The organism is Prochlorococcus marinus str. MIT 0919, from assembly GCF_027359375.1.
Classification (GTDB): Bacteria; Cyanobacteriota; Cyanobacteriia; order PCC-6307; family Cyanobiaceae; genus Prochlorococcus_D.
Map to the genome: position 1 here is coordinate 286,552 of NZ_CP114779.1, position 23,142 is coordinate 309,693.

Below are 23,142 nucleotides of genomic sequence, written 5' to 3' on the forward strand. Positions count from 1 at the left end.
TTGCCAAGTTTTTTATTCTATTCATCTTCATCTTCTTTCTCATCCATCGGATATACAAATCCTTGAGCCCTGCCAGTTAGAACAGATTTTCCTAGAGATAATGCTTTTTGTGCGGCTAACCCAGCCTTTGATTTCCAAACGGCATGACGTTGGTTCCTTTTGCCTTTAGATTTTTTCTTTTTTGGAACTGCCATAGCTTTGTACTTTGTACCAATCTTCTATAATCCATTGCAATTAGCCATTTAGTCAATACCTTATCTTGTTTGTAATGTATTTTGTGGCTTATCTCTAATTCTTTGTTTGTTTAGCTAATTATAAGATTAGATATATAATAGAATTATTAGAGTTCAATCATTCTTTAAATCGATGTAAGTCACATCTGCAATGTCAAGCTACAGCAACCTTTTAAAAGATATCTCCTCAGGTAATATAGAATCTCTTGTGTATATACCTGCTCGAAGAGAGGTAGTAGTAACTTACAACGATGGTTCAAGCGCCAAAGTTTCTGTTTTGCCAAATGACCAAAGGATATTACGACTAGCTCAAGAAAATAATACTATTTTAACAGTCAAGGATCTAAGGCAGGAACAAGCTTTAGCCTCCTTATTTGGAAGCTTAAGTATTTTTTTTATCTTTTTTATCGCAATAACTTTATTAATTCGCAGATCTTCTAATATTGCCAATAAAACTTTCGGATTCCTAAATTCAAAGGACTCAATAGATGAACCTAATCATTTAAATACACGATTCCATGATGTTGCTGGAATATCAGAGGCACTAATTGAAATAAAAGAAATTGTTAGCTTCCTAAAATCTCCTGAGGTTTTTGAGAAAATTGGGGCAAAATTGCCTAAAGGTTTTTTATTAGTAGGCCCACCTGGTACAGGGAAAACCTTACTAGCTAGAGCTATCGCTGGAGAAGCAAATGTACCTTTCTTTTCCATTTCAGCATCTGAATTTGTTGAATTATTTGTTGGAGTAGGAGCAAGTAGAGTAAGAGGTTTATTTAAAAAAGCTTTAGCTAATTCTCCGTCCATTATTTTCATAGATGAAATAGATGCAATTGGCAGACAACGTGGAGAAGGGATAGGAGGAGGCAATGATGAAAGAGAACAGACATTAAATCAATTGCTTACTGAAATTGATGGTTTTGCTGATAATTCAGGAGTCATTATTATCGCTGCAACTAATAGACCTGACGTATTGGATACTGCCTTGACAAGGCCAGGACGCTTTGATCGAACTATAGATATTCCTTTGCCAGATAGGCAAGGACGACTAGATATACTTTCTGTACATGCAAGAACTAAACCGTTAGAACCTGATATTACCTTAGCTCCACTGGCCCTTAAAACCTCTGGTTTCTCAGGTGCCGACTTAAGTAATCTTTTGAACGAAGCAGCAATATTAGCAGCTAGAAAAAACAAAAATAGAATTAGCAATAATGAACTCAATGAAGCCCTAGACAAATTGTCATTGGGACCAATGAAATCTCCATTAAGTGATTCAAAAAATAAAATTGTACTTGCCTATCATGAGGCTGGAAGAGCTTTAGTAGCTTATTCTTTACCTTCTACGGAAAAGATTGATAAAATTTCCATACTGCCTAATGCACGAGGTATATCTGGTTTTACTAGATTCACTCCAGACGAGGAAATTATAGATAGCGGACTAATTACAAAAGGTTATCTTTTGTCAAGGTTAATTAGAGCATTAGGGGGTAGAGCAGCTGAACTTATAGTTTTCGGTAAGAATGAGATCACTCAAGTTTCAATAAATGATATTCAAGAAGCAACATTATTAGCAAGAGAGATGGTCACAAAATATGGTTTTTCTACTTTAGGACCCGTTTCATTAGATTTAAATGAAAGATCAACATTTTTATCTGGCGCCTTAGTCCGATCATCTAAGCCTATAGCTCAAAAAACTATACATGCTATAGATAAAGAGATTGTTTCACTAATCAATACTGCCATGAGTAAAGCAATTGAACTTCTAAAACCATTAATGAATAAAATGGATCTATTAGCCGAGGAACTCCTAGAAGTTGAGACCCTAAGTTATGATAAATTTATTCACATTGTTGATATAGATCGTAAGCAAACTCCCTCTAAGTAAATATTTATATGTTCCTCAGGTTTATTAGTTCAGAATATAACTATCCGTATCTATTGCTTACTTGCTTTGTCTTAGGTTTATCTACATCTGAAACTATTAAACTATCTCATAATATAGCAAATTCATTTCATCAATATCATTTATTATCATTTGCCATCACGCTTTTTTTTATATTATTAACATCATTATATTTGTATAAATGGAATTTAGATTGGAATGTTCTTTTAAACAACAAAATCAATAACAAACCTACTAAAAAGTTGATAAGTAGCAACTCATTTAACATATTATTAATATCTTTGTCTTTATCTATTTATCTATCATTTTCATATTTGTTTAACTTATTAATTTTTTCATTTTCAGATTACACATTAAATAATAGTATCAATATACCCTTTTTAAACTATTACTCCTTAAGCATTTTAGTTCATTTTATTTTATTTATTATTCTTTTTATATTTAGTATATTCAAGAGGCTTTCGAACATACCTTTAATTCTTTCTTATATTATTTTTATTATTACTTATATGAGATTTTGGACTGTAAATACAAATTTTCACATCTTAGCTCATCAAAACTCTATAGAAAGTTTAAATATATCGTTCTTAATTCAACCTATTTGTACATTTACGGCTTTTTTTACATTTAATTTAATCTATGCAATATATAGGTACTTTATTAACTTTGACTCAATATCTGATTGGTATTGCATTAAACTTCAAAGGGTATATTTAAATCATTTTTTTAAAGGCTTGGTTTTACTGCCAGCTATTTTTATGTATTATTTTGGACTAATGGGAACTAAAGGCTTATAAGCTTGAAAAATATTCTTTGCTTCCTTCTGGGTCTTCAAGCATTGTTTTGTCACCTGGAGTCCAGTTGGCAGGACATACCTCGTCAGGATTAGAAGCAACATATTGATAGCCTTGGAGAGTGCGTAATGTTTCATCTACATTTCTTCCTACCGGAGCCTTATTAATAGTGCAATGCATAATAATTCCTTCAGGGTTTATAAGGTATAGGCCTCTATCAGCTTCACCATCTTCATTTAAGACATTGTATGCAGAGCAAATTTCTCTTTTCAAGTCTGAGACTAGCGGGTAGTTTATATCTCCGATACCTCCCTGATTCCTAGGTGTTTGGATCCAAGCTAGATGACTGAATTTGCTATCGACTGAAACGCCTAGTATCTCCGTATTTTTAGAAGAGAAATCAGAATACCTGTCACTAAAGGCTGTTATCTCAGTTGGGCAAACAAAAGTAAAATCAAGAGGGTAAAAGAAAAGTACTACCCACTTCCCTTTGTAGTCAGTTAGTTTAATGTCTTTAAACTCTTGGTCAATTACTGCAGTAGCTGAGAAATCTGGGGCTTTCTGACCAACTTGGATACATTCGTTAGACATAATGTTTTAAACGTGTGATTTGTTGTAGGTTAAACCAGAGGTTTTCAGTCCAAGGTTATAGGACTAGTTGTCTTTCATCATACAACTAGACAATGTCCTTATGAAATACCTTATGCTTTAAAATCTTTATATCATAAAAAACAAAGTGATGCCAAATTCTTTTTGGGACAATTCTATTTTAAGAAAATATAATTCACTATCTCATTTTAGGCTTTTATCTCAATTAAAGTCAGAATTAAAAGCTTACCCTATAAAAAGGTCAAATCATAAGGATAACAAGCAGCAAACGAATTATAAATCTAAAGAAAAGCAGTCTATCATAAACAATAAAAGTCATTTAACAGCTAATGAAAAATCATATACTACTCTTTATAATAACAATATAGAAAGTAGTAATAGTAGAACTACTTCTGAAGATAAGCCAGAAAAAAAAGATTCACATTCTACTTACCGTTGTAACTTGAATAATATAGATCAATATCAGAATCAAGATGATCAAATATTACTGGGAGAAAAGGAAATAAATAAAACCTTTATAGAAAGGCTTAATGATATAGATCTTAGGTAAGCTAAATATACTCTGAAAAGTATACAAAAATAGTTAATATATAAGAGCCTTATAGTAGATTTACAGGTATAGATACTAAATATATTATAGCTATCTTCTACTAAGAGAAGAAGAGTAGAGAAAAGACTTCATTTGAGTTAAGATGGCTTTAATAAATAATTCTTGATCATATTTAATTTTCTTCTAAACCTAGCTTTGGAATAAACTCATTCCTTATCAAGGAAATTAAAAGTATGAATAAAGTGTCAGTGGGGAGACTTGAACTCCCGACCTCAGCGTTATGAATGCTGTGCTCTAACCAGCTGAGCTACACTGACAGAAGGAATCTCATGGATTTGAGTCCCCGTAATACTACAAAGCTTACAGGTGATTTTTATCGATGAATGTTCCTACTATATTCTAATCACTACCCGGTGCATCACCAAGCATTTTGTACTCATGCAAATTATCGCAATCTCATAAGACATTGTTCAATCCCTATTATGCTGAATTACCTTTAGTAGCTTCTGCCCTTCCTTCTTTTGTATTTTTTGAAAACAGTATGATTTAATTTATTTATTAAATTTTTTGAATGGTTATAGAAGAAAATTCTGAATCAACTATTTTTTTTAATTCAATCAAAATTAAAGGGTCTTACCTTTAATCGCAAATAAGGCTGAATACGCGCCAATAGCACAAGCTGATGAAAGGTTTAGACTTCTTACTCCATTTTTCCCTTCACTGTTAGCTTCACCAGGCATAGGTATAGAGGTTAGTACGTCACAATGACTTCTAACGTTATTTGGCAGTCCTATATCCTCTCTTCCAAAAAGGAGTACATCATTTTGAACAAATAACAGCTTTTGAAGTTTAGTTTCTCCAGTCTTGCTGAATCCTATTAACCTTCTTCCTGGGATTGATTTATAAAATGTTTTAAAATCTTTATGAATATTAAGATCTATATAATCCCAATAATCTAATCCAGCTCTTTTAAGATACCTACTATCAAGTGAAAAACCAAGTGGACATATTAGGTCTAATGGTATTTTAAAAGCAGCACATGTTCTGCCAATGTTACCAGTATTCTGAGGTATCCTTGGCTCATAAAGTGCTATACGAATACTACTCATTCTATTTTAATACTATACTCATTAAGATTTAATGCCCTTCCGTTAACAACTAGCCAATTGTCTTCAGCCTTCGATGAAATACTTTCAGATAATGAACCTAATCTATCTCTAAACAAATTACCTTCTTTACTTGGAGGTGAGATACCCCAGCCTACTTGCTCACTGACTATTATTATTAATTTTTGATATGAAAAAATTAACTCCATGAATTGACATGTAATTTTTTCCCAGTATTTTGCATCTCTATCTAGACAGCTAAAAACTATGCCACCAAGTGAATCAATTAGGAAATTATATTGCCCGTTTTCATTGAGTAAAATATCATTGATATCATTGTAGTTTTCAAATAGTAGCCAATCCTTTGGCCTACGTTTTTTATGTTTTTCTATACGTAATTTCCACTCGATATCATCTTCTATTTTTGGATATGTTGCTATATAAGCTACTTTGTCTAAGTTTTTAAGAAAATTTTCTGCAAATCTACTCTTTCCACTCCTAGCAGGCCCTGTGACATGAACTACACCTTTCTTGTATAGGTATTTCAAATTACTATGTAGTTAATTAGAGAAATACCACCAGGTAACTAATGGAGCCAATACAGCTATAAGTAGTATTCCTCCTACTAATATAACGGCTTGTCCTTTATTCATATCTTTATTTCTTAGCGTATTAAAATTTGGATCTAGTATTGGATTTTCTAATGAAGTGTTTTCCTTTGCCTCATACTTAAGTGATGCTAAGAGAGTATTATTAGGTAGTGGCGAAGAGAAAGATAGGTCGTTTGCTATTGAAATTGTAGGATTCATCATGATAATGAATCCCACTAAACATATTGATAGAATTTGTAAAAGTAGTTTTTGATTAATCACAGAGCTATAGGTCGATTACCCCTATTTTCGCATTAACAGGCAATTTTGTCTATAAAATTAAGATTGTACTAACCTACCACGAAGGATTTGTTATAATTAATTCACAAGAATACTAGGCATCGATATTTATTTAATTAATAAACTATGAGTAGAAACATTATTATTAGTCTAGGCATTATCTTTTCTCTCCTTAATATTGCCAATTTTTTTTCTATCTCTAGGATAACCCCATCACTTCAAAGATCAGAAGTCTTATCCGCCCTTGCTTCAGTAATAATCCTCTTAATTGGAATAACGTGGTCTGAAATTAACCCCAAGAAAATTACGAGGGAGGATTTACAAGGGGTAGAGGGCTTTTTCCTTGAAAAAGATCTCACGACATCTCAGAAGCTCGAGTTAGCCTGGGGCAGTCAAATGCTTTTAACAGCAACGGCTGCATCTACTATTTTGATTTATTGGGAAGGAGATACAATATTACGAAGAGGCTTGATTTCACATATTAAATTTGTCCCAAAGGATATATGTCTTAGAGCCCAAAGGGAACAATTATTAGTTTCACTAGTAAATACAAGGTTTTACCCAGGAAGTTCAGAATTTGATCCTGTATTACCAAACCTACCCTCAGTTTTAATTTATCCCTTAGCACAGAATGGGTTTCTTATTATTGGTGGTTGGAAGGCAAGGTGTTTTACTAAATCAGATGAAAAATGGATAGAAGGATGGTCTCAGAAACTTATAGCAAATGTGATGAATGATTGATATTAATTTTTTATTAATACCTTACTGTTTATTGATTCTCCATTATTTAAAAACTCAAAAATACCTGAATTTCCGTCCCATAATGCTTTTTTCGCTTCTACCTTGAAATATTTTCTCTTACGTTCTTGATCAATAACGAAGAAGTCAGTTAAATCCTCAAAGTGTAATTCTTGTTTATCTAAATAATAATTTGCTTCTTTTGATTTTATTGTACTATTTTTAAATTCTCCAGTAACATTACCAGAAAACTTTATAAATGATGTTTCGGAGTACCAATCTACTTGATCTGCTGTAACTCTTATCTTCTGTTGCTTCAGTTTTTTCATAACAACATTACCATTAAGTATTATATGATCTCCTTTCATTTTAATTTTCGATTTGTCAGCGTCTATTTTATAGGTAGGTTGATCTAGTTCGAATAAAGTAATATCAGTTTTATTTGTATTTATTATTTTATCAACATTATCAATAAATGCTTTAGGACTTTTAAGGTTAAACAACTTTTCCCCTTTATCACTAGTTTGATCTAATGTAAAACTCTTCATTTCATATAGTGTATTGTCTTTAACAAGGTCTTTAGTCCTACAGCTATAACTAGGAAATACTAATATAATCACTAATGGTATTTGGATAAGTTTATTAAGTGAACTAAGTCTATCCATTGTTAAAAATCGATTTTATTGATAATAGGTTTAGGTATCGGTAGTTCCTTCCCTTTAACTAATAATCCCCAAACTAGTTCTTTAGTCCAAATACTTGGTACTTCTGAATAACCTAATTGCTTAAGAATACTCTCACTCGTTTCAGGGATAACCGGCTGTAGTAGTAATCCTATTATCCTACATGTTTCAAGAACAGCGTATATTTGAGTAGCTACTATATCTCTTTTAAGTGGGTCCTTTATTGATTTCCATGGTTGCTCTTCACTCAAATACAAGTTTGCTTCATTAGCTAATTGTAAAATACTCTCACATGCATATTTGAAATCCAATTTTTCATAGGCTTCTATTGTTTTACTAATCGCTTGAGAGGATAGGTTCTGTAGATTAGACTTATCGTTATAATATAAAGTGGGTGTAGTATTATCAAACCATTTTCTAGACATACTAGATGTTCTATTTAATAAGTTGCCAATAACATTAGCAAGATCATTATTAACTAAGTCCATAAACCTTTGCTTTTGAAAATCTCCGTCTTGTCCAAATTTAAAATCACTTAATAAATACCACCTAATAGGATCTTTTCCATATTGTTCAAGAAGTAAGTGTGGGTCTAGAACATTCCCTAGACTTTTACCCATTTTTTGTCCTTCCCTAGTGAGAAATCCATGGCCAAATATTTTTTTTGGTATATCTAAACCGGCTGACATAAGCATCGCTGGCCAATATACTGCGTGAAATCTCAGAATATCCTTACCAATTACATGGATATTTGCTGGCCAGCCTAATTCATTAAGGCTAGCAATATCTATTTCCGTTTCTGTAGTAACCAATGAGCTCAAATAGCCTAAAAGGGCATCAAACCAAACGTAGAAAGTATGGCCTTTATAGCCAGGTACCGGTATGCCCCACTTAACATTTGTGCGTGAGATTGAAAAGTCTCTGAGACCCTGAGATACAAAATTAATTATCTCATTTCTTCGAGAATCTGGCTGTACAAAATCTGGTTTGCTGACTAAAGACTCAACTTTACTCTGGTAATTTGAGAGCTTAAAGAATAAATTCTCCTCATCTCTCCATTCAAGTTCTTTCAAGTGCAATGGACAGATTGGTTTTATACTTTGCTGGGGTTCGTCTTTATATTCCTCACAACCAATGCAATACCAACCTCTTTGATTCCCAAGGACTATATCCCCAGAATCCTTCACTCTTTCAAAGAATTGATTGACAAGAAGACTATGTCTTGATGATGTTGTCCGAATAAACCTGTTGTTACTTATATCCCACTCTTTCCATAAATCAATATATAAATTAGCAACTTTATTACAGTGATCCAAAGGACTTATTTTATTTGATTCAGCTGTAAGTTGAATCTTTTGACCATGCTCATCGAGCCCCGTTACAAAATTGACTTCATTACCTTGCAAGCGTTGAAATCTTGCCAACGCATCACAAGCAATAGTTGTGTATGTACTTCCTAAATGAGGTTTATCATTTACATAATATAGTGGTGTAGTAACAGTAAAATTCATATAACTGATTGCTTAGAGGAATTATTCATTTTATTATGATAATTAGTACAATCATTATAATCATCCTAATACCTTAAGAGCCTCAAAGCTGATTTTGTCACTCTTTAGTTCTGAACTTGAACATTTTAGTTCTAGTTTTGTGCCTAATACAGCATTTTGACAGCCATCTAGTTTACAAGCGATATCAATTTCCAATTCACTAAAGTAGATAAGGGCAATATTTAATGGTTTATGAAGCCATCTTAAAAATATTGCTGCCCAACAAATTTTATTATTATTCAGAAACCATTTGTTTGCAATGGTTCTATTATTATCCCTTACACGCTGAATTATCTGTCTATTTTTTACTGTATAATTATTAATTTTATTATTTATAATATCTTGGTTCATCAATTTTGTAGACTTTAAGTCATTTATTAATTGAAAGTGTACTATAATATCTATATATCTTCTTAAAGGTGAAGTTGCTTGTACATATTCGTCAAGACCTAAAGAATGATGCTTTTCAGCAATTGAAGATATATAAGATTTAGAAAGTGTTTGCTTTGTAATAAAGTTTATTACATGCTTATTATTCCCAGTATAATAGGAATCGTTATTTTTATTTATACCTCCTTGTACTCTAAAGGGAATACTAATGTTATTTGATCTACAATATTTAGCGATTATTGTACCAAATAAAATCATAGACTCACTTATAAGCTTCCTAGACTCTGTAGGCTCGATAATTTCGTGTGTTATCTTCTCACCTTCTAATATAAATTTTCCTTGTGGCTCTTCAATAATTATAGCTCCATTTCTTAATCTCCAGTTTCGTCTTCTCTTTAGAATTTCCTTAAATTTGACTAGGGCTAATTCTTCTTTTGGTTGTATATCTAGTATTTCATCTGCGTCATCATAACTTAGTTTAAGGCTTGGCTTTATTATAGTTCTAAAGATTCCACTATTATTAATGCTGCCATCACTATTTAAATCAGCAAATACGCTAATAGCATAAGAGATTCTATCTTTTTTTAGAGATAACAAATCACTTATTATTTCATATGGCATCATGTAAATGGTTTCTGTTGCCAAATAAGTACTTGCAGCTCTTTCCTCTGCATATACATCTAATTGACTTGCTATATCGAAATATTCACAGGGACTTGTTATATGAACCCATAACCTATAACTATTGTCTAAATATTCTAACGAAATAGCATCATCAATTTCTTTGCTTCTTATATCATCAATAGTGTATGTTTTTAAACTTGTTAGGTCTTTCAGGCTATAATCAATCTGTTCTAGACTCTTATTCTTTATATCCTTAATTTGTTCTACTAGAGATTCATTAGAGTTCTTCTGTTTCATTGCAACAGGACTATCTGTAACTTGTAATTTCAAAAATTAAAAGTTCATATCAGCCTTCTGGGTTAACAAAAGGTAGTAATGCGACTATCCTAGCCCTCTTAACGGCGAGTGTTAAATCACGTTGTTGCTTTGAGGTGAGACCTGTCATTCGTCTAGGGAGAATCTTTCCACGTTCCGTTATGAATTTTTTCAAGGTTTCTACGTCCTTATAATCTATTGGATCCCCTGGCTTGATTGGAGAAAGTTTCTTTTTAAAGACTGAATTAGGCATAATTAATGTTTTTCAAGTTTTTAGCTTTACAAACAAGCCTAAAGTGAAGTGGTTTGTTTGAAATCTGGAAAGAACTTTTTGAACAACTTGTCAGCTGCAATAGTCCTGTTCTTTAGTTTGGCGTAGAATGGTACACCTCATGAACGTTTAGATCTATTCTAACGCCTTTCGATGCACTCTTTGTTAATGGATGCCGATGGACCTTATTTGCGGTCATGCGAATTTAAGGTCGCTTTAGATATAAGCTAACAAGCCATGACTTTACAAGCTATTTGTAATTTCAAAAAAATTACTGCTTAAAAGTAGGATCTATGCCATACATATCTAGACAATGAAGGTATCTCTCTCCTGGTTAAAAGAACTTGTTAGTACCGATTTTAATGTCGAGCAAATAGCAGAATCGCTTTCTATAGCTGGGTTTGAAGTCGAAGATATAACAGATTTAGCACAAGGTTTTGAACATATTGTTATAGGCCGAATTGAAGAAATTAGCAACCACCCGAACGCTAATAAACTTAAGGTTTGCAAAGTACTTGTAGCTGGAGAACAAATTCTTCAAATCGTCTGTGGCGCTTCAAATGTTAGAGAGGGAATACATGTATTAGTAGCTAGAGAAGGTGCGTTCCTTCCTAAGCTTGGAATTAAAATAAAGTCAAGTGAACTTAGAGGAATACAAAGTGAAGGGATGATTTGTTCCTTGGACGAATTAGGTCTTCAATCTAAATGTGATGGGATTGCGATAATTGAGGAAATCTTATCTGAGACTCCTCTTTTAACTGATGACCCTTCTAAGTTGCTTGGTTTAAATGACGTTGTACTCGACTTCGCTATTACAGCTAATAGACCAGATGGAATGTCTATGCTTGGTATAGCAAGAGAATTATCTGCTATCACAGGTTCTTCCTTGCAATGTCCCCATATAAAAGATCAGGGCGAACTCAAGTTATTCAAGCCAGATGTTATTGACCAAAGGATTATTTCCTCTAATGAGATATACACAATAAATTATATTGAAGGAGTAAATGGTAGACTTTCATCTCCTAGTTGGTTGAAAGATAGATTAAAAAATGCTGGAATAAATAGCATTAATGCTGTCATAGATATAACTAACTACGTTATGGTCGAGTATGGTCAGCCATTGCATGCCTTTGATGCTGATTTGTTGAATAAACTATTAGGAAGAAAAGCTATAAGTTCAGACTTTGGTATCAGAATGGCCAAAAATAACGAAGAATTTTTAACATTAGACGGCAACAAGCATTTGTTATCAGATAAGTCTCCTGTTATAACTTGCGGGGGAATACCTATCGCAATAGCTGGAATTAGTGGAGGATTGAATAGTGGCGTTAACCTAAACACAAAAAATATTTGGTTAGAGGCAGCAGTTTTTACTTCGCCCTCTATTAGGATTTCATCTAGAGATATAGGTATTCGAACAGAATCTAGTAGCCGTTATGAAAAGGGAATTTCACCCTTGTTAACAATTGAAGCTAGTAATAGAGCTATAGATTTGTTAGATAAGGTTTTTAAATGTAAACTTTGCAGTAGGTGGACTACAAATGAATTTACATCAAAAATAAAAAGTATTAAATTACGTCGGAATCGATTACAGGAACTATTAGGTCTGATTAAAGATAAACCACAATCTAAAAGTAATTCTGATAACAATGATCAATCTTTACTAATTTACAATTCTAAAAGGAAACTTCATGATCATGAAATAACTGATTCATTAAAGCTATTAGGATGTATTGTTTCTACAAATGAAGATGGTTGGGATGTAAAAGTTCCTCCTAATAGATGTTTTGATTTAACCCGAGAAATTGATTTAGTTGAAGAGGTCGCAAGACTTGTTGGTTATGACAAATTTGATGTCAACCTTCCAGAACCACTATTACCTGGTGGCTTAACAGCTAATCAGAAAGTTTTAAGACTGATTTCCAATAGCTTATCCAACCTTGGCTTTTATGAAGTAGTCACATATTCACTGGTTGGAGCTAAAAAGAATGAGACTCTTATTCCTATATCAAATCCATTGTTAGCAGAAACAAGTCACTTACGATTAAATTTATGGGAAGAGCACTTACTTATATCTAAAAGAAATATCCATGCAGGAAGAGACTCTTGTTGGATATATGAAATAGCTAAAATATATATTGAAGAGGATTCTATGATTGTAGAAAAGGATATTTTGAGCGGCCTCTTGACCGGAGATCAAACTTTAGAGAAATGGTCAAGTGGAGGAAAGCAAAAAGAACTAGGGTATTACAAAGCAAGAGGGAAATTATCGCAACTGCTTGAAGGACTCAAGCTTTCTATAACGGATATTCCCCTAATAAACGATGATAGGCTTCATCCAGGACGTGCCTCTACATTAATTTTGGAAGGTCGCAATCTTGGATGTTTTGGACAAATACATCCAAAACTAAGTAAGAAATTAAGCCTGAATAGCAATACTTTTATATTTGATATTGATTTGAAAAAGTTATTGCAAGCGGCAACAAGAAAGAATAAATTAAATGTAAGCTTTAAGGAATACCCAACTGTTCCATACATGCAACGCGATATAGCGTGCATAGTCTCTAAAGATTGTGTGTCTTCTAAAATTACGAAGCACATTCAAAAATTAGGCTCTCCCTTACTCGAGAATGCTGAATTGATAGATAGGTTTGAAAGCGACATCATTGGGGAAGGAAAGGTTAGTTTGGCTTTTAGGCTTACTTATAGAGATAAAAAGGATACTCTCAAAGAAAAGGATATAAATCCACTACATACAAAAATACAGAATGCATTAACTGATATGTTTGATGCCGAAATAAGGAAATAGATGTTTCACTATTCTCACAAGAGACCCATATTTGGTCTTGAACTGGGTCTAGTCTGAGCCTAGGGAGAGAAATAAATGCATCATATAGAAAGTAATTTATCTGAACTAATTGCGGAACAATTTATTTGCTTGAATGAATTGCTGAGCTAAATATAAAATCTACTTGATACCAAACGGTACTCATAGCGAGACCAATATATAGACCAGGCTGAGACTAGAGAGGAATTTCTGCAGATAATCCTTTCTATGAATACTAGTTGGGAGTAACTGTTATTATAACAGTTACGCAACCCTATAAATCATTGCAATACGGTCAATTAGAGGAGTTAGATTTTCTGTGGACAAAAAGTGGACTTTGGGTGGCAATCCTTTTTTATTTGTATTGACCTACCTTATGTATATTTGTACATTTAATTTTATATGGTTTTTGGAATTAATATCTTAACCACGAATAAAAAAGTTGAGCGATTTCAGCCAACCAGCCTTGAAGATTTAATCCATCCTTAACAATCTATTATTAGACCAGATTCTAGACTCATAATAAGTCTATCCTGATATCAGTGATATTGAATGCAGGATATTAATCCCAAGCTTTTATTGTATATAAGGTATTGAGAGAGAGATGAATGTATTTCGTCAATCCTGCCATGGGATAAGCATTGCTCACAATCCTATCTTACGGTTCTAGAATTGGTCTTATCTCTAGTCTTACTCTGGGACTAGACTGAGATGATTGTAGTTTATTTTTTTCTATAAAGTTCTTTAAGCAATTGGTAGGCTTCGTTTACCTTGCGCATCATCTCTGTTGATCCTCCTGAATCTGGATGATTGGTTACAGCCTTAGATTTATATGCCTCTCTTATAGTTGCTAGGGACAACGACGCTCCTGCAGTGGTTGGCAAATCTAATAATTTTAATGCCCCATGAATTGTCATTGTTGACTCTAGTGTTTGAAAAGAGGTCACATTTTGTCGTCTCTTAAAGCTATTTACGAAACGTCTTACTAATGTTGGAATTCTATTTTTTAGAGTATCCGTTGCAAACGGGTCTTCTAATACTCCAGCAATAACGATAATGCGATCAAATTTCGGTTCTAGGTTTGCCCAGCCAGTACAGAACTTTTCCATTTCTGATGTAGCGGCCTTCCATGTAAAAGGTAGATTTTCTGTCCCTTCCAAATGTGACCAAATATCTCTTGCTAACCAAATCATTGCTGCCTCTACAACGTTTTCTTTTGGTTTGCTTCCATATAATGAAATCCAATGGTTCATAGTCTCTTTAAGACAATTGTCCACATAGTCTTTCTTTACGTTATGAAGGATAGGCTCATTATTTATAACTTTAGTAGTGTTTTTACCTAGACTAGTTCTAAGACCTTCTGTTTTCTTTCTTACAAAGCCTGGTAGATTAATTCCACTATTTACGCTTCCATATTTTTTTAGAGGTTGTTCATTTTCTGGTTGAATTGAGTTCTTAATTTCTCCTTCACTATATTCTATTTCCGATGAAGTTATAAGAACAATTGCATTTTCTTCGTTGTACTCCTCTGATTGAACTATGCCTGAATAACTTTGTAAATTACTTTTATTATCTAGATAATTATTATCCTGCTTTCCCTGCTCTATATCATTATCATCCCCTAATACAACTTCAAGTAGTCTTTCTAGCACTGCTCCTCTTCTTCGTAAGCCCCATTGTACTTTCAGCTCGTCAAAGCGCTCTATTAAATTATTTGGGAGGTCAACGGATATTCGACGAGAACCTTCGTTCCCAGAATCTGTCACTGAGATAGATCAACTTTATAAAGCCTAGTTCGCATTTACTGCTTCGCAGAATTCTATATTTTCTTTTTACATATTGAAGGCTACTTATAAGAGATTATTAAGATGTCTCTTTTTTCGTATAGAATCCCCAAATAAAAATAATAATGAGTATGAAATAAAAGCTATAATCTGTAATATCATTTGTTCTAAATACAGTTTCAATAATTAATTTCACTGCAACTAGTCCTACAGCCAAATACCCAGCAGATTCTAAATTAACGTATATTTCCAACCATTTAACAAAAAAGTCTGCTGTAAACCTTAAAGCAATTACACCTACTAAGGTACCAATGATAACTACCAGAATTTGATCACTAATAGCTACAGCTGTAGTAATACTATCTATCGAGAATGCAAGATCTGTAATAGATAGAAGGAGTATTGTTGAAATAAGTGTATTATGATTATCATCTTCTGTAGTTACGTTTTTGTCACTAATACTTTGGTCTTTCTTTTGAACAAAGTAGTATATGACCAAGTAAAATAGATATATAGATGCTATTACTCTGATAATTGTATACTTTATCACTATATTGGCTGTTAATAACAATATTATTCGTAGAATTAGAGATATAGATATACCTATATTCAAAGCCTTTCTTTGAAGACTGATATTTCGTAATTTTCTTGATATTGAAGCTAGAGCAACTGCATTATCAGCAGAAAGTATTAATTCTAATACTACTATCACTGGTAAAAGGGGAGCCAGTTGGGCCCATCGATCTATACCATCTAATACAGGTGTAAATAAATTTAATGACGCAGAGTCCATAAATTAGAAAATACAGTCTTAGTATGAGGTAAAATAATGTTTGAATTTAACCAGACTTTAGGTTAGATAAATTTAGTAAAAACATGGGATATGATTCGGAACTAGTTCATATTATTGAAGATTTGATAATTGTGAAGGTGGTGAGCATAGATGACAATGGTCATAGAGAAAGTGCTCTGGGACAGGGCACAACCGTATATGAAGCTGAGGATAACGCTATAAAAAGACTTACAGAAAGGTTTAAATCAAATCCTGAGACACCTTTATCTAGGGCTAAACTTAAGGATCCAACCTCTCTATATAAGAAAGTTGCTAAATCAGGTGATCAGACTAGTCTCCCCCAGCATAATTCAGGAAATCCAGTTGCCCAGAATGATGTTCCTGTTGAAGACTGGAGCAAAGAATTAGATCAATTAGATACTATTGTCAAACGCCTTGGCTGGGATCGCGAGTCGGAAAATATATTTTTAAGCAAAATCCTAGGCGTAAGAAGCAGAAATAGAATTACTGATCATTATGAGATGCTATTGGCTATAGAAATGTTGTCAAAACTTAATGAAGGTGCTAATCCAGAAGATATTAATAGATATATTGAGAGGGATTATGTAATTAATTCCTCTAACAACTTATTATCTAGTTTAGATTGGAATACTGAAAAAGCAAGGACCTTTCTTTTTGAAAAATTCAACGTAAATAGTAGATCTGAATTGGATATTAAACAGTTATTATTATTCAATTTAATGTTAAGCAGACATTCTAACTAATTAGAAACTTTTTACTTTTATTTATATATAAAAATGTCTCTCTTACCAATTATTGAAAACTTATCTAATTCCCTGATTACAAAGGAGTTGATAAATAGAATGTCGAGAGATCAAAGGTTAACATTAAGTGGTGGAGGCATGTCAGCTAAGATTTTTTTAGCTAGTTCAATATCATTACATCAACAAAATCCTTTGCTAATAGTAGTCTCTACTTTAGAAGAAGCATCTAGATGGAATGCTCTCTTCCAAGGAATAGGTTGTCAAACTGTACATCTATATCCTACATCTGAGATTTCCCCTTATGAACAGAATGACCCAACATCAGAGATACTTTGGGGCCAAATACAAGTTATAACAGACTTAATTAACCCCCGAGATCGCAATTTTGTAATCATAACTACCGAAAGAGCCTTGCAACCACATTTGCCTCCTAAATCAGAATTTGTTAAACAATGTATTCTTCTAGAAAAAGGAATTGAAATTAATAGTTCGACTATTTCAACTCAACTTACTTCTATAGGTTATAAAAAGACAAACACAACTGATCAGGAAGGTCATTGGAGTAGAAGAGGGGATATTATTGATATTTACCCTGTCAGCAATGAGTTCCCTATACGGATTGAGTTGTATGGGGATGAAATTGATAAAATAAGAGAGTTTGACCCTGTTTCTCAAAGATCTCTTGATACTATTAATAAGATATGTATTCCTCCAACTAACCTTAGTTATCTAATAAGGAACAAGCTAAGAGATACAGATAATGTAGAATCTGACAGATTTTTTTCTCAAGCATATAAAGACTCACTTTCACTAGATAATTTACCTAAATATATTCGTATTTTACTTGGATTTGCCTGGGAGAAACCTTCATGCCTTTTAGACTATTTACCTGAAAATACTATTGTTTTAGTTGATGAAAGGAATCATTGTTTTACTCATTCCCAAGTTTGGGTAGAACATGTGAATGATACTTATAATAGCCTTATCGCCCCTGTTGAAAGCAATCTTCAATTAGATATTTCGAATATAAATAATAATCTTCAAAGGTCAGCAGCATTAAACTTTGCTTCTTTAGATACATATATTGGTTATGAAACAACTAATTTTATTAATGAATATTCTTCTAATAATAAATTTGAGATTGCTGCTAAAAAAATTGAAGTTATGGCGAATCAATTTGGTAGGATTGCTCAGTTTATAAATACCTTCTTAACTCAAAAATATTCAATATACATACTATCAGCACAACCTTCTAGAACTATAGCATTACTGGAAGAACATGATTGTCATGTATTTCAGTTTAATAAAACTAAAGACATAAATGCTTCGTTTGATAATCATAAATTACTTGCCCCAACAGTTATTAAGTGTCCTTCTAGCTTAGAGTTGGAAGGTATTAACTTTGCTCCCTGGAAAATACTAATTCTTACAGATAAGGAAATTTTCGGCCAACAATTTCTTGGTTATAGTGGTTACGTTCGTAGACGTAAAAGTGCTGTAAGTAAGTCAATAAAGGCTAGTAGACTTACAAAAGGAGATTTTGTTGTTCATAGAAATCATGGTATCGGTAAATTTATTAAAATTGAAAAATTTGCTATGAATAATGTTAGTAGAGATTATTTAGTTGTAGAATATCAAGATGGCACTTTAAGAGTTGCAGCAGATCAACTTGGATCCTTAAGTAGATACAGAGCTTCTACAGACAAATCACCTAAGGTTAATAAGTTGGGAGGTAGTAGTTGGAATTCTATTACCCAAAAAGCTAGAAAAGCTATTAGTAAAGTAGCAGTAGATCTCGTAAAACTGTATGCAGAGAGAGAAAAGGTCAAGGGATATAAATTTCCTTCTGATGGACCATGGCAAGGCGAACTAGAAGATTCTTTTCAATATGAACCTACACCCGATCAAATCAAAGCAGTTAGCGACGTTAAAACCGATATGGAACGTCCCAAGCCTATGGATAGACTTATTTGTGGAGATGTTGGATATGGCAAGACTGAAGTTGCCATTAGAGCTGCATTCAAAGCAATTATTGCTGGAAAGCAAGTTGCTTTATTAGCCCCTACAACAATATTGTCTCAACAGCATTGGAGAACAATTACAGAAAGATTTGCTCCTTATCCTATTAAAATTGGACTATTAAATAGATTTAAAACTAATAATGAAAGAAAAAATATCATTAAAGAACTTGAATGTGGTCAATTAGATGCAATAGTTGGTACCCATCAATTATTAGGTAAAACTGTTAAATTTAAGGATTTAGGTCTTTTAATTATAGATGAGGAGCAACGATTTGGGGTTCGTCAGAAAGAACGTATTAAGGAACTTAAAACGAATGTAGATGTTCTAACTCTTACAGCAACACCAATACCACGAACCTTATATATGAGCCTTTCTGGGGTTAGAGAAATTAGTCTAATTACAACCCCTCCACCATTAAGGCGAGCTATTAAAACTCATCTAATACCATATGAGAAAGAAGCAATAAGAAGTGCAATTTGCCAGGAAATTGACAGAGGTGGTCAAATCTTTTATGTCGTACCGAGAGTCGAAGGTATACAAGATATTGTGAAAGAATTAAAATCAATGGTCCCGAATATTAATTTACTAATTGCTCATGGTCAAATGGATGAAGGAGATTTAGAGAATTCAATGATTGCCTTTAATAATGGAGAAGCTGATTTAATGTTGTGTACAACCATTATAGAAAGTGGCTTAGATATTCCTCGAGTAAATACTATAATCATTGAAGACTCTCATTCTTTTGGACTCTCACAGCTATATCAATTAAGAGGACGGGTAGGTAGAAGTGGTGTTCAGGCACATGCTTGGCTGCTTTACCCAAAAGAGGTCTTAATTAATCAAAAAGCTATACGTAGATTAAAAGCGATTCAAGAGTTTAGTGAATTAGGTAGCGGTTATCAGCTTGCCATGAGAGACATGGAAATAAGAGGAGTTGGTAATTTGATAGGTATGCAGCAAAGTGGTCAAATGGAGGCAATAGGTTTTGAAATGTATATGGAGATTTTACATGAAGCAATTTCAGATATACAAGGACAAACAATACCTAAAGTCGATGAAACTAAAATAGATTTACAAGTAACAGCATTTATCCCAAATAGTTGGATTTCTGACAGTGAAGAAAAGATTATAGCCTACAAAGCTGTAACAGACTGCGAAACTTCTAACAAACTTATAGAATTGAGTCTTAATTGGTCAGATAAATATGGCTCTTTACCAGCACCTGTAATCACTTTAATTGAAGTAATGCAATTAAAGTTGTTAGCAAAGTCGTGCGGGATAAGTTGTATCAAGCTTGTAAAACCAAATATTCTTCTCGAAACTAAAATGGAGAAATCTGCCTTTAAGTTACTTCTTAATGGTATCCCTAGCAATTTGCATACTAGATTTATTTATAAAAAGGGGTCAAATATTAATGAAGTAGTAGTTAGAGGTTTGGGCTTACAAGCAACAGAAAAGCAGATAAGTGAATTAAAGGATTGGTTTATGAAGATGAAAAATGAAATAGGAAAGTTTGATTAGTTAATTTTTTTGTTTTAAGAGGTTTGTCAACTTTGACCGAAAATCTGCTTTTTGCATACCTCCTTTAATTTCACCGAGAATTTCAAAATCATCGTTAATGTTATTAACTAACAAATAGGTGGGCCATCCCATTCCTTCCTTGCTTGGGTATTGAGCTAGAAGGATTTTACGGTATTTTCTATATACATTCGTATCCTGCAACATGACATTGATAAAGTCACAACCTAGCTCCTTAGTCACAGAAGAGTCGTAATGTCCCATTCTATGGCAAGTTCCACAATCATCAGAGCTAAACTTTATTAATGTGTAAGTCATTAGTTCTGCTTAATATTCTTTAAATTAAGTCATTTTTGATAGTACTACAATTAAATATTAAGAAATTTTCATAACAATTACTACTTTAATTTTGTTAACAGACCAATAGTAGAACCTAGGAATAGAAGAGGAATTATAATAAGGAGAGGATACAATGTTGATATATGTGAAATATTAAATAATATATATATATCAAATAGAAATGAAACAGATGATATTAGCAATATTGAAAGAGAAATAATAAATATAAATTTAGTCAGGATAGCTGGTAATCCAAGTTGATATCTTATCTTTTTAGTATCTAATTTATCAGTTGTGAAAAGTGCAAATACCAAAATAAGAGCAATTCCTATAACTACCCATAAAACGGATTGGGTTAAAAATAATTTAACTAGTTTACATATAGAAAAGAAAAAACTTATAAAAAAAGTTAAATCTGAAAAAGCATAATTTACATCTACATGGTTAGATATATTTTTGTCGTATTTGTTCTGCATTACAAGTTCGATACAAGGAAATCAATTGTCACACCTTATCTTTTGGCTTTGACTTCTGTTTTTGTATAAGAAGTAGGATTCTAAGTAACCTTATAGTCCCTCCAACTATCAGAAATAAGCTACTTATAAGAAGGATAAAAACAATGACTGCGCCACTTATTTTTGCTAAGGAACTTATTAATTGATTAAGGCTTTCGAAGACATTAAGCCATATTTCAGCGAAAAATATGTTGAAATCAAAAACTCCTGGCACTTGATTTAAAAAAAGTACAAGGTTTATTCCAATTAAAAGCATTAGTGAAGCTTCAATTATTTGTCTTAATTGCTTCTTAGGCTTTCTTTTCGACTTTCCTCTGAAAATGTAGTGAGGGTTATCTTTCTTTTTTGTTCTCTTTCCATTTAAATTCATGATTATCTTTTAATGGAAATCGACAATTAGTTCAATTTTGACAAGTAAATCTAAATAGTCAACGCCTAGAGTTTAGTTGGTAAATTTTGTACTTTGTGGTTTTGGTCCTCTGTAGGAACTTCATATGAAGTATTAGGTATTAATAAGAATAGAAAGGAGGTGAGGGTAATTGAAAGTAGTCCTATTACAGGTGAAAGTAATCTTTTAGAAAATCTCCCGAGGTTAAATAACTCAATAATTCCCAATCGCCTATCCTCGTTTACACCCCATTTGATATGAACTCTTGGATCATTCCGAAGAAAGTCAAAACACCTTGTTAAGTCAGCTAGTTCTGCATCATCTAGCAATATGCTCATGGGCTCTACATTGTTTTGGCCACTTCGTAATAGAAGCTTATGCAGAGGCTGATCTGGACTAATAGTTACAAAATCGGTATCAGAACCAAATGACTTTTTAAGTCCGGAGAGTCTATATCTTGAGTATTGAAGGACCACATTCATAAAACATTGGATATGTTCCTTTTTACCTTCCAGTTGAGGTCTACCTATTATATTTAGTTTCCAATTGAATAAAATACCTATAGAGTCTTCATTCTGACCGAGAGATGAATCCGCTATGCCTTCTACCTCGAGTCTTGTTGCACCTTTGTCATAACGAAATACTTGCTTCATTTATAATTGTCCATTAATGACGCTCTTAAGCGGTTCATGCCTCCTGGCCCTGAAGATAAGGCTAGTGAAAAGATAATCTCTTTGTAAAATTCGTTATTATTAGGTTTTAGATAGGACTTAACTGCCTCTCTACTTATATTCATTCTTTCCTCTATTAATTCATTTAGTCTGGTTTTAAATGATGTCCATCTCTTTTCATTTTCTAATGTTGATTCTTTGGTTGATAATAATTGTCGTAGACGTGGGTAGAAATGATCTGATAGAAATGACAAGAGTAGTAATATTGAATCTTCTGAATCCCTTGAGGCTTTTACTCGGATAGAAGCCTTTCTCATAGGATTATTACAACGGAATTTCCACAATTCAACAGTATTTGGGAAGGCTTTAACTAAATCAAGTTGCCTAATAGCAGTGACTATTATTTGCGGAGCATTTACATCAATAGACTCAATAGCTAGTAATAATAAATCAAGTCTTTGAAAACCACTTCTAGAAATGCGGGCTCTAGATGGAGTTCGTGGTGGTTTCTTAAAGTTGATATCCTCTTGCATTAAATAATAAATGTCCTTAATGCTCATCATAGCAAGCATTGTAGAATTAGTTGCAAAGGACTAACTAAATATCAATCCCCTAACTTAAAATAAGAGGTTTAAGATTTACTATTTCCATAAACGAATCATGGAGTAGTTGTATTCAATTTTGGTTAATCCAATCCAGGAGGGTCTGATATTGGGATACAGTAATCAATCCGTAAGACCAGAGAATAATTGAAAGTGGGGCATTTTCTTCTATGGATTTTTTGATTCCTAACTCAATTGCTTTGTCAGTAAGAGCAAATTTTCTCTTAAGGTAGAGACATAGCTCATCACTTGGCATCCCTGGT

General features: G+C 32.9%; 22 protein-coding genes and 1 tRNA gene. 6 read left to right on the forward strand and 17 right to left on the reverse strand.

From position 1 onward, the window contains the following. Positions 1-17 precede the first annotated feature (17 nt). Positions 18-194 carry a 50S ribosomal protein L32 gene (locus O5635_RS01785; protein ID WP_036902969.1) on the reverse strand — a complete coding sequence of 59 codons (177 nt, stop codon included), beginning with the start codon at positions 192-194 and terminating at the stop codon, positions 18-20. A 190-nt stretch (positions 195-384) separates the two neighbouring features. On the opposite strand from O5635_RS01785, the gene ftsH reads away from it, so the two are divergent. Next, positions 385-2,118: an ATP-dependent zinc metalloprotease FtsH gene (ftsH, locus tag O5635_RS01790; protein WP_036902968.1), complete on the forward strand. Its 1,734-nt coding sequence runs from the start codon at positions 385-387 to the stop codon at positions 2,116-2,118. An 809-nt stretch (positions 2,119-2,927) separates the two neighbouring features. Here ftsH and O5635_RS01795 read toward each other — a convergent pair. Continuing rightward, positions 2,928-3,521, reverse strand: coding sequence for a peroxiredoxin (locus O5635_RS01795; RefSeq protein ID WP_036902965.1), 594 nt, complete (start codon positions 3,519-3,521; stop codon positions 2,928-2,930). 148 nt (positions 3,522-3,669) lie between these two features. On the opposite strand from O5635_RS01795, the gene O5635_RS01800 reads away from it, so the two are divergent. Further along, entirely contained in the window at positions 3,670-4,089 is a 420-nt protein-coding gene (locus O5635_RS01800) for a hypothetical protein (protein WP_036902963.1), read from the forward strand. Between the two features lie 243 nt (positions 4,090-4,332). Here the strand turns inward: O5635_RS01800 and O5635_RS01805 are convergent. The 4 genes from O5635_RS01805 to O5635_RS01820 form a co-directional block, all read right to left on the reverse strand. Beyond that, positions 4,333-4,406, reverse strand: a tRNA-Met gene (locus O5635_RS01805). Positions 4,407-4,712: 306 nt separating this feature from the next. After that, on the reverse strand, positions 4,713-5,198 hold the full coding sequence (locus O5635_RS01810; protein ID WP_036902962.1) for a tRNA (cytidine(34)-2'-O)-methyltransferase: 486 nt from the start codon (positions 5,196-5,198) through the stop codon (positions 4,713-4,715). Beyond that, positions 5,195-5,743, reverse strand: a complete 549-nt coding sequence (locus O5635_RS01815; RefSeq protein ID WP_036902960.1) for a bifunctional adenosylcobinamide kinase/adenosylcobinamide-phosphate guanylyltransferase — start codon at positions 5,741-5,743, stop codon at positions 5,195-5,197. The genes O5635_RS01810 and O5635_RS01815 overlap by 4 nt, the downstream gene beginning before the upstream one ends. Positions 5,744-5,755: 12 nt before the next feature. Beyond that, the gene (locus O5635_RS01820) at positions 5,756-6,007 is read right to left on the reverse strand and encodes a hypothetical protein (protein WP_072013281.1); all 252 of its coding nucleotides are present in this window, start codon (positions 6,005-6,007) and stop codon (positions 5,756-5,758) included. 204 nt (positions 6,008-6,211) lie between these two features. Here O5635_RS01820 and O5635_RS01825 point away from each other — a divergent pair, with 204 nt between their 5' ends. Continuing rightward, positions 6,212-6,826 carry a cofactor assembly of complex C subunit B gene (locus O5635_RS01825; RefSeq protein ID WP_036902957.1) on the forward strand — a complete coding sequence of 205 codons (615 nt, stop codon included), beginning with the start codon at positions 6,212-6,214 and terminating at the stop codon, positions 6,824-6,826. 2 nt (positions 6,827-6,828) lie between these two features. On the opposite strand, the gene lptC is transcribed toward O5635_RS01825, so the two are convergent. Genes lptC through rpsR form a run of 4 tightly spaced genes read right to left on the reverse strand, consistent with a single transcriptional unit; the run spans position 6,829 to position 10,638 of the window. Next, positions 6,829-7,488 (reverse strand): LPS export ABC transporter periplasmic protein LptC, encoded by a 660-nt coding sequence (lptC, locus tag O5635_RS01830; protein ID WP_036902955.1) that lies wholly within the window; start codon positions 7,486-7,488, stop codon positions 6,829-6,831. A gap of 2 nt (positions 7,489-7,490) precedes the next feature. Next, on the reverse strand, positions 7,491-9,017 hold the full coding sequence (gene metG / locus O5635_RS01835; protein ID WP_036902953.1) for a methionine--tRNA ligase: 1,527 nt from the start codon (positions 9,015-9,017) through the stop codon (positions 7,491-7,493). 60 nt (positions 9,018-9,077) lie between these two features. Further along, on the reverse strand, positions 9,078-10,400 hold the full coding sequence (locus O5635_RS01840; protein WP_269607770.1) for a ribonuclease catalytic domain-containing protein: 1,323 nt from the start codon (positions 10,398-10,400) through the stop codon (positions 9,078-9,080). Between the two features lie 16 nt (positions 10,401-10,416). Beyond that, positions 10,417-10,638, reverse strand: a complete 222-nt coding sequence (rpsR, locus tag O5635_RS01845) for a 30S ribosomal protein S18 (protein ID WP_036902949.1) — start codon at positions 10,636-10,638, stop codon at positions 10,417-10,419. 331 nt (positions 10,639-10,969) lie between these two features. Here rpsR and pheT point away from each other — a divergent pair, with 331 nt between their 5' ends. After that, entirely contained in the window at positions 10,970-13,465 is a 2,496-nt protein-coding gene (gene pheT, locus O5635_RS01850; RefSeq protein WP_269607773.1) for a phenylalanine--tRNA ligase subunit beta, read from the forward strand. Between the two features lie 740 nt (positions 13,466-14,205). Here pheT and O5635_RS01855 read toward each other — a convergent pair. Both O5635_RS01855 and O5635_RS01860 read right to left on the reverse strand, forming a co-directional pair. Continuing rightward, positions 14,206-15,249, reverse strand: coding sequence for a molecular chaperone DnaJ (locus tag O5635_RS01855; RefSeq protein WP_036902946.1), 1,044 nt, complete (start codon positions 15,247-15,249; stop codon positions 14,206-14,208). A gap of 97 nt (positions 15,250-15,346) precedes the next feature. After that, complete coding sequence (locus O5635_RS01860) at positions 15,347-16,060, reverse strand: DUF475 domain-containing protein (protein WP_036902944.1); 714 nt, start codon at positions 16,058-16,060, stop codon at positions 15,347-15,349. An 83-nt stretch (positions 16,061-16,143) separates the two neighbouring features. Here O5635_RS01860 and O5635_RS01865 point away from each other — a divergent pair, with 83 nt between their 5' ends. Together O5635_RS01865 and mfd are read left to right on the forward strand one after the other, a co-directional pair. After that, positions 16,144-16,824, forward strand: coding sequence for a hypothetical protein (locus O5635_RS01865; RefSeq protein ID WP_269607775.1), 681 nt, complete (start codon positions 16,144-16,146; stop codon positions 16,822-16,824). 33 nt (positions 16,825-16,857) lie between these two features. After that, positions 16,858-20,367: a transcription-repair coupling factor gene (mfd, locus tag O5635_RS01870; protein WP_269607776.1), complete on the forward strand. Its 3,510-nt coding sequence runs from the start codon at positions 16,858-16,860 to the stop codon at positions 20,365-20,367. Here mfd and O5635_RS01875 read toward each other — a convergent pair whose 3' ends face one another. The 5 genes from O5635_RS01875 to O5635_RS01895 all read right to left on the reverse strand — a co-directional run bounded on the left by O5635_RS01875 (position 20,368) and on the right by O5635_RS01895 (position 23,135). Then, complete coding sequence (locus O5635_RS01875) at positions 20,368-20,682, reverse strand: hypothetical protein (RefSeq protein ID WP_036902940.1); 315 nt, start codon at positions 20,680-20,682, stop codon at positions 20,368-20,370. It lies immediately after the preceding gene. A 525-nt stretch (positions 20,683-21,207) separates the two neighbouring features. Next, the gene (locus tag O5635_RS01880; RefSeq protein WP_036902936.1) at positions 21,208-21,588 is read right to left on the reverse strand and encodes a hypothetical protein; all 381 of its coding nucleotides are present in this window, start codon (positions 21,586-21,588) and stop codon (positions 21,208-21,210) included. 65 nt (positions 21,589-21,653) lie between these two features. Then, a complete protein-coding gene (locus O5635_RS01885) occupies positions 21,654-22,259 on the reverse strand; it encodes a DUF4335 domain-containing protein (protein ID WP_269607777.1) in 606 nt (201 codons plus the stop codon). Then, a complete protein-coding gene (locus tag O5635_RS01890) occupies positions 22,256-22,810 on the reverse strand; it encodes a DUF3038 domain-containing protein (protein ID WP_036902933.1) in 555 nt (184 codons plus the stop codon). The genes O5635_RS01885 and O5635_RS01890 overlap by 4 nt, the downstream gene beginning before the upstream one ends. A 142-nt stretch (positions 22,811-22,952) precedes the next feature. Then, the gene (locus O5635_RS01895; RefSeq protein WP_241462976.1) at positions 22,953-23,135 is read right to left on the reverse strand and encodes a DUF2949 domain-containing protein; all 183 of its coding nucleotides are present in this window, start codon (positions 23,133-23,135) and stop codon (positions 22,953-22,955) included. Positions 23,136-23,142: the final 7 nt, after the last annotated feature.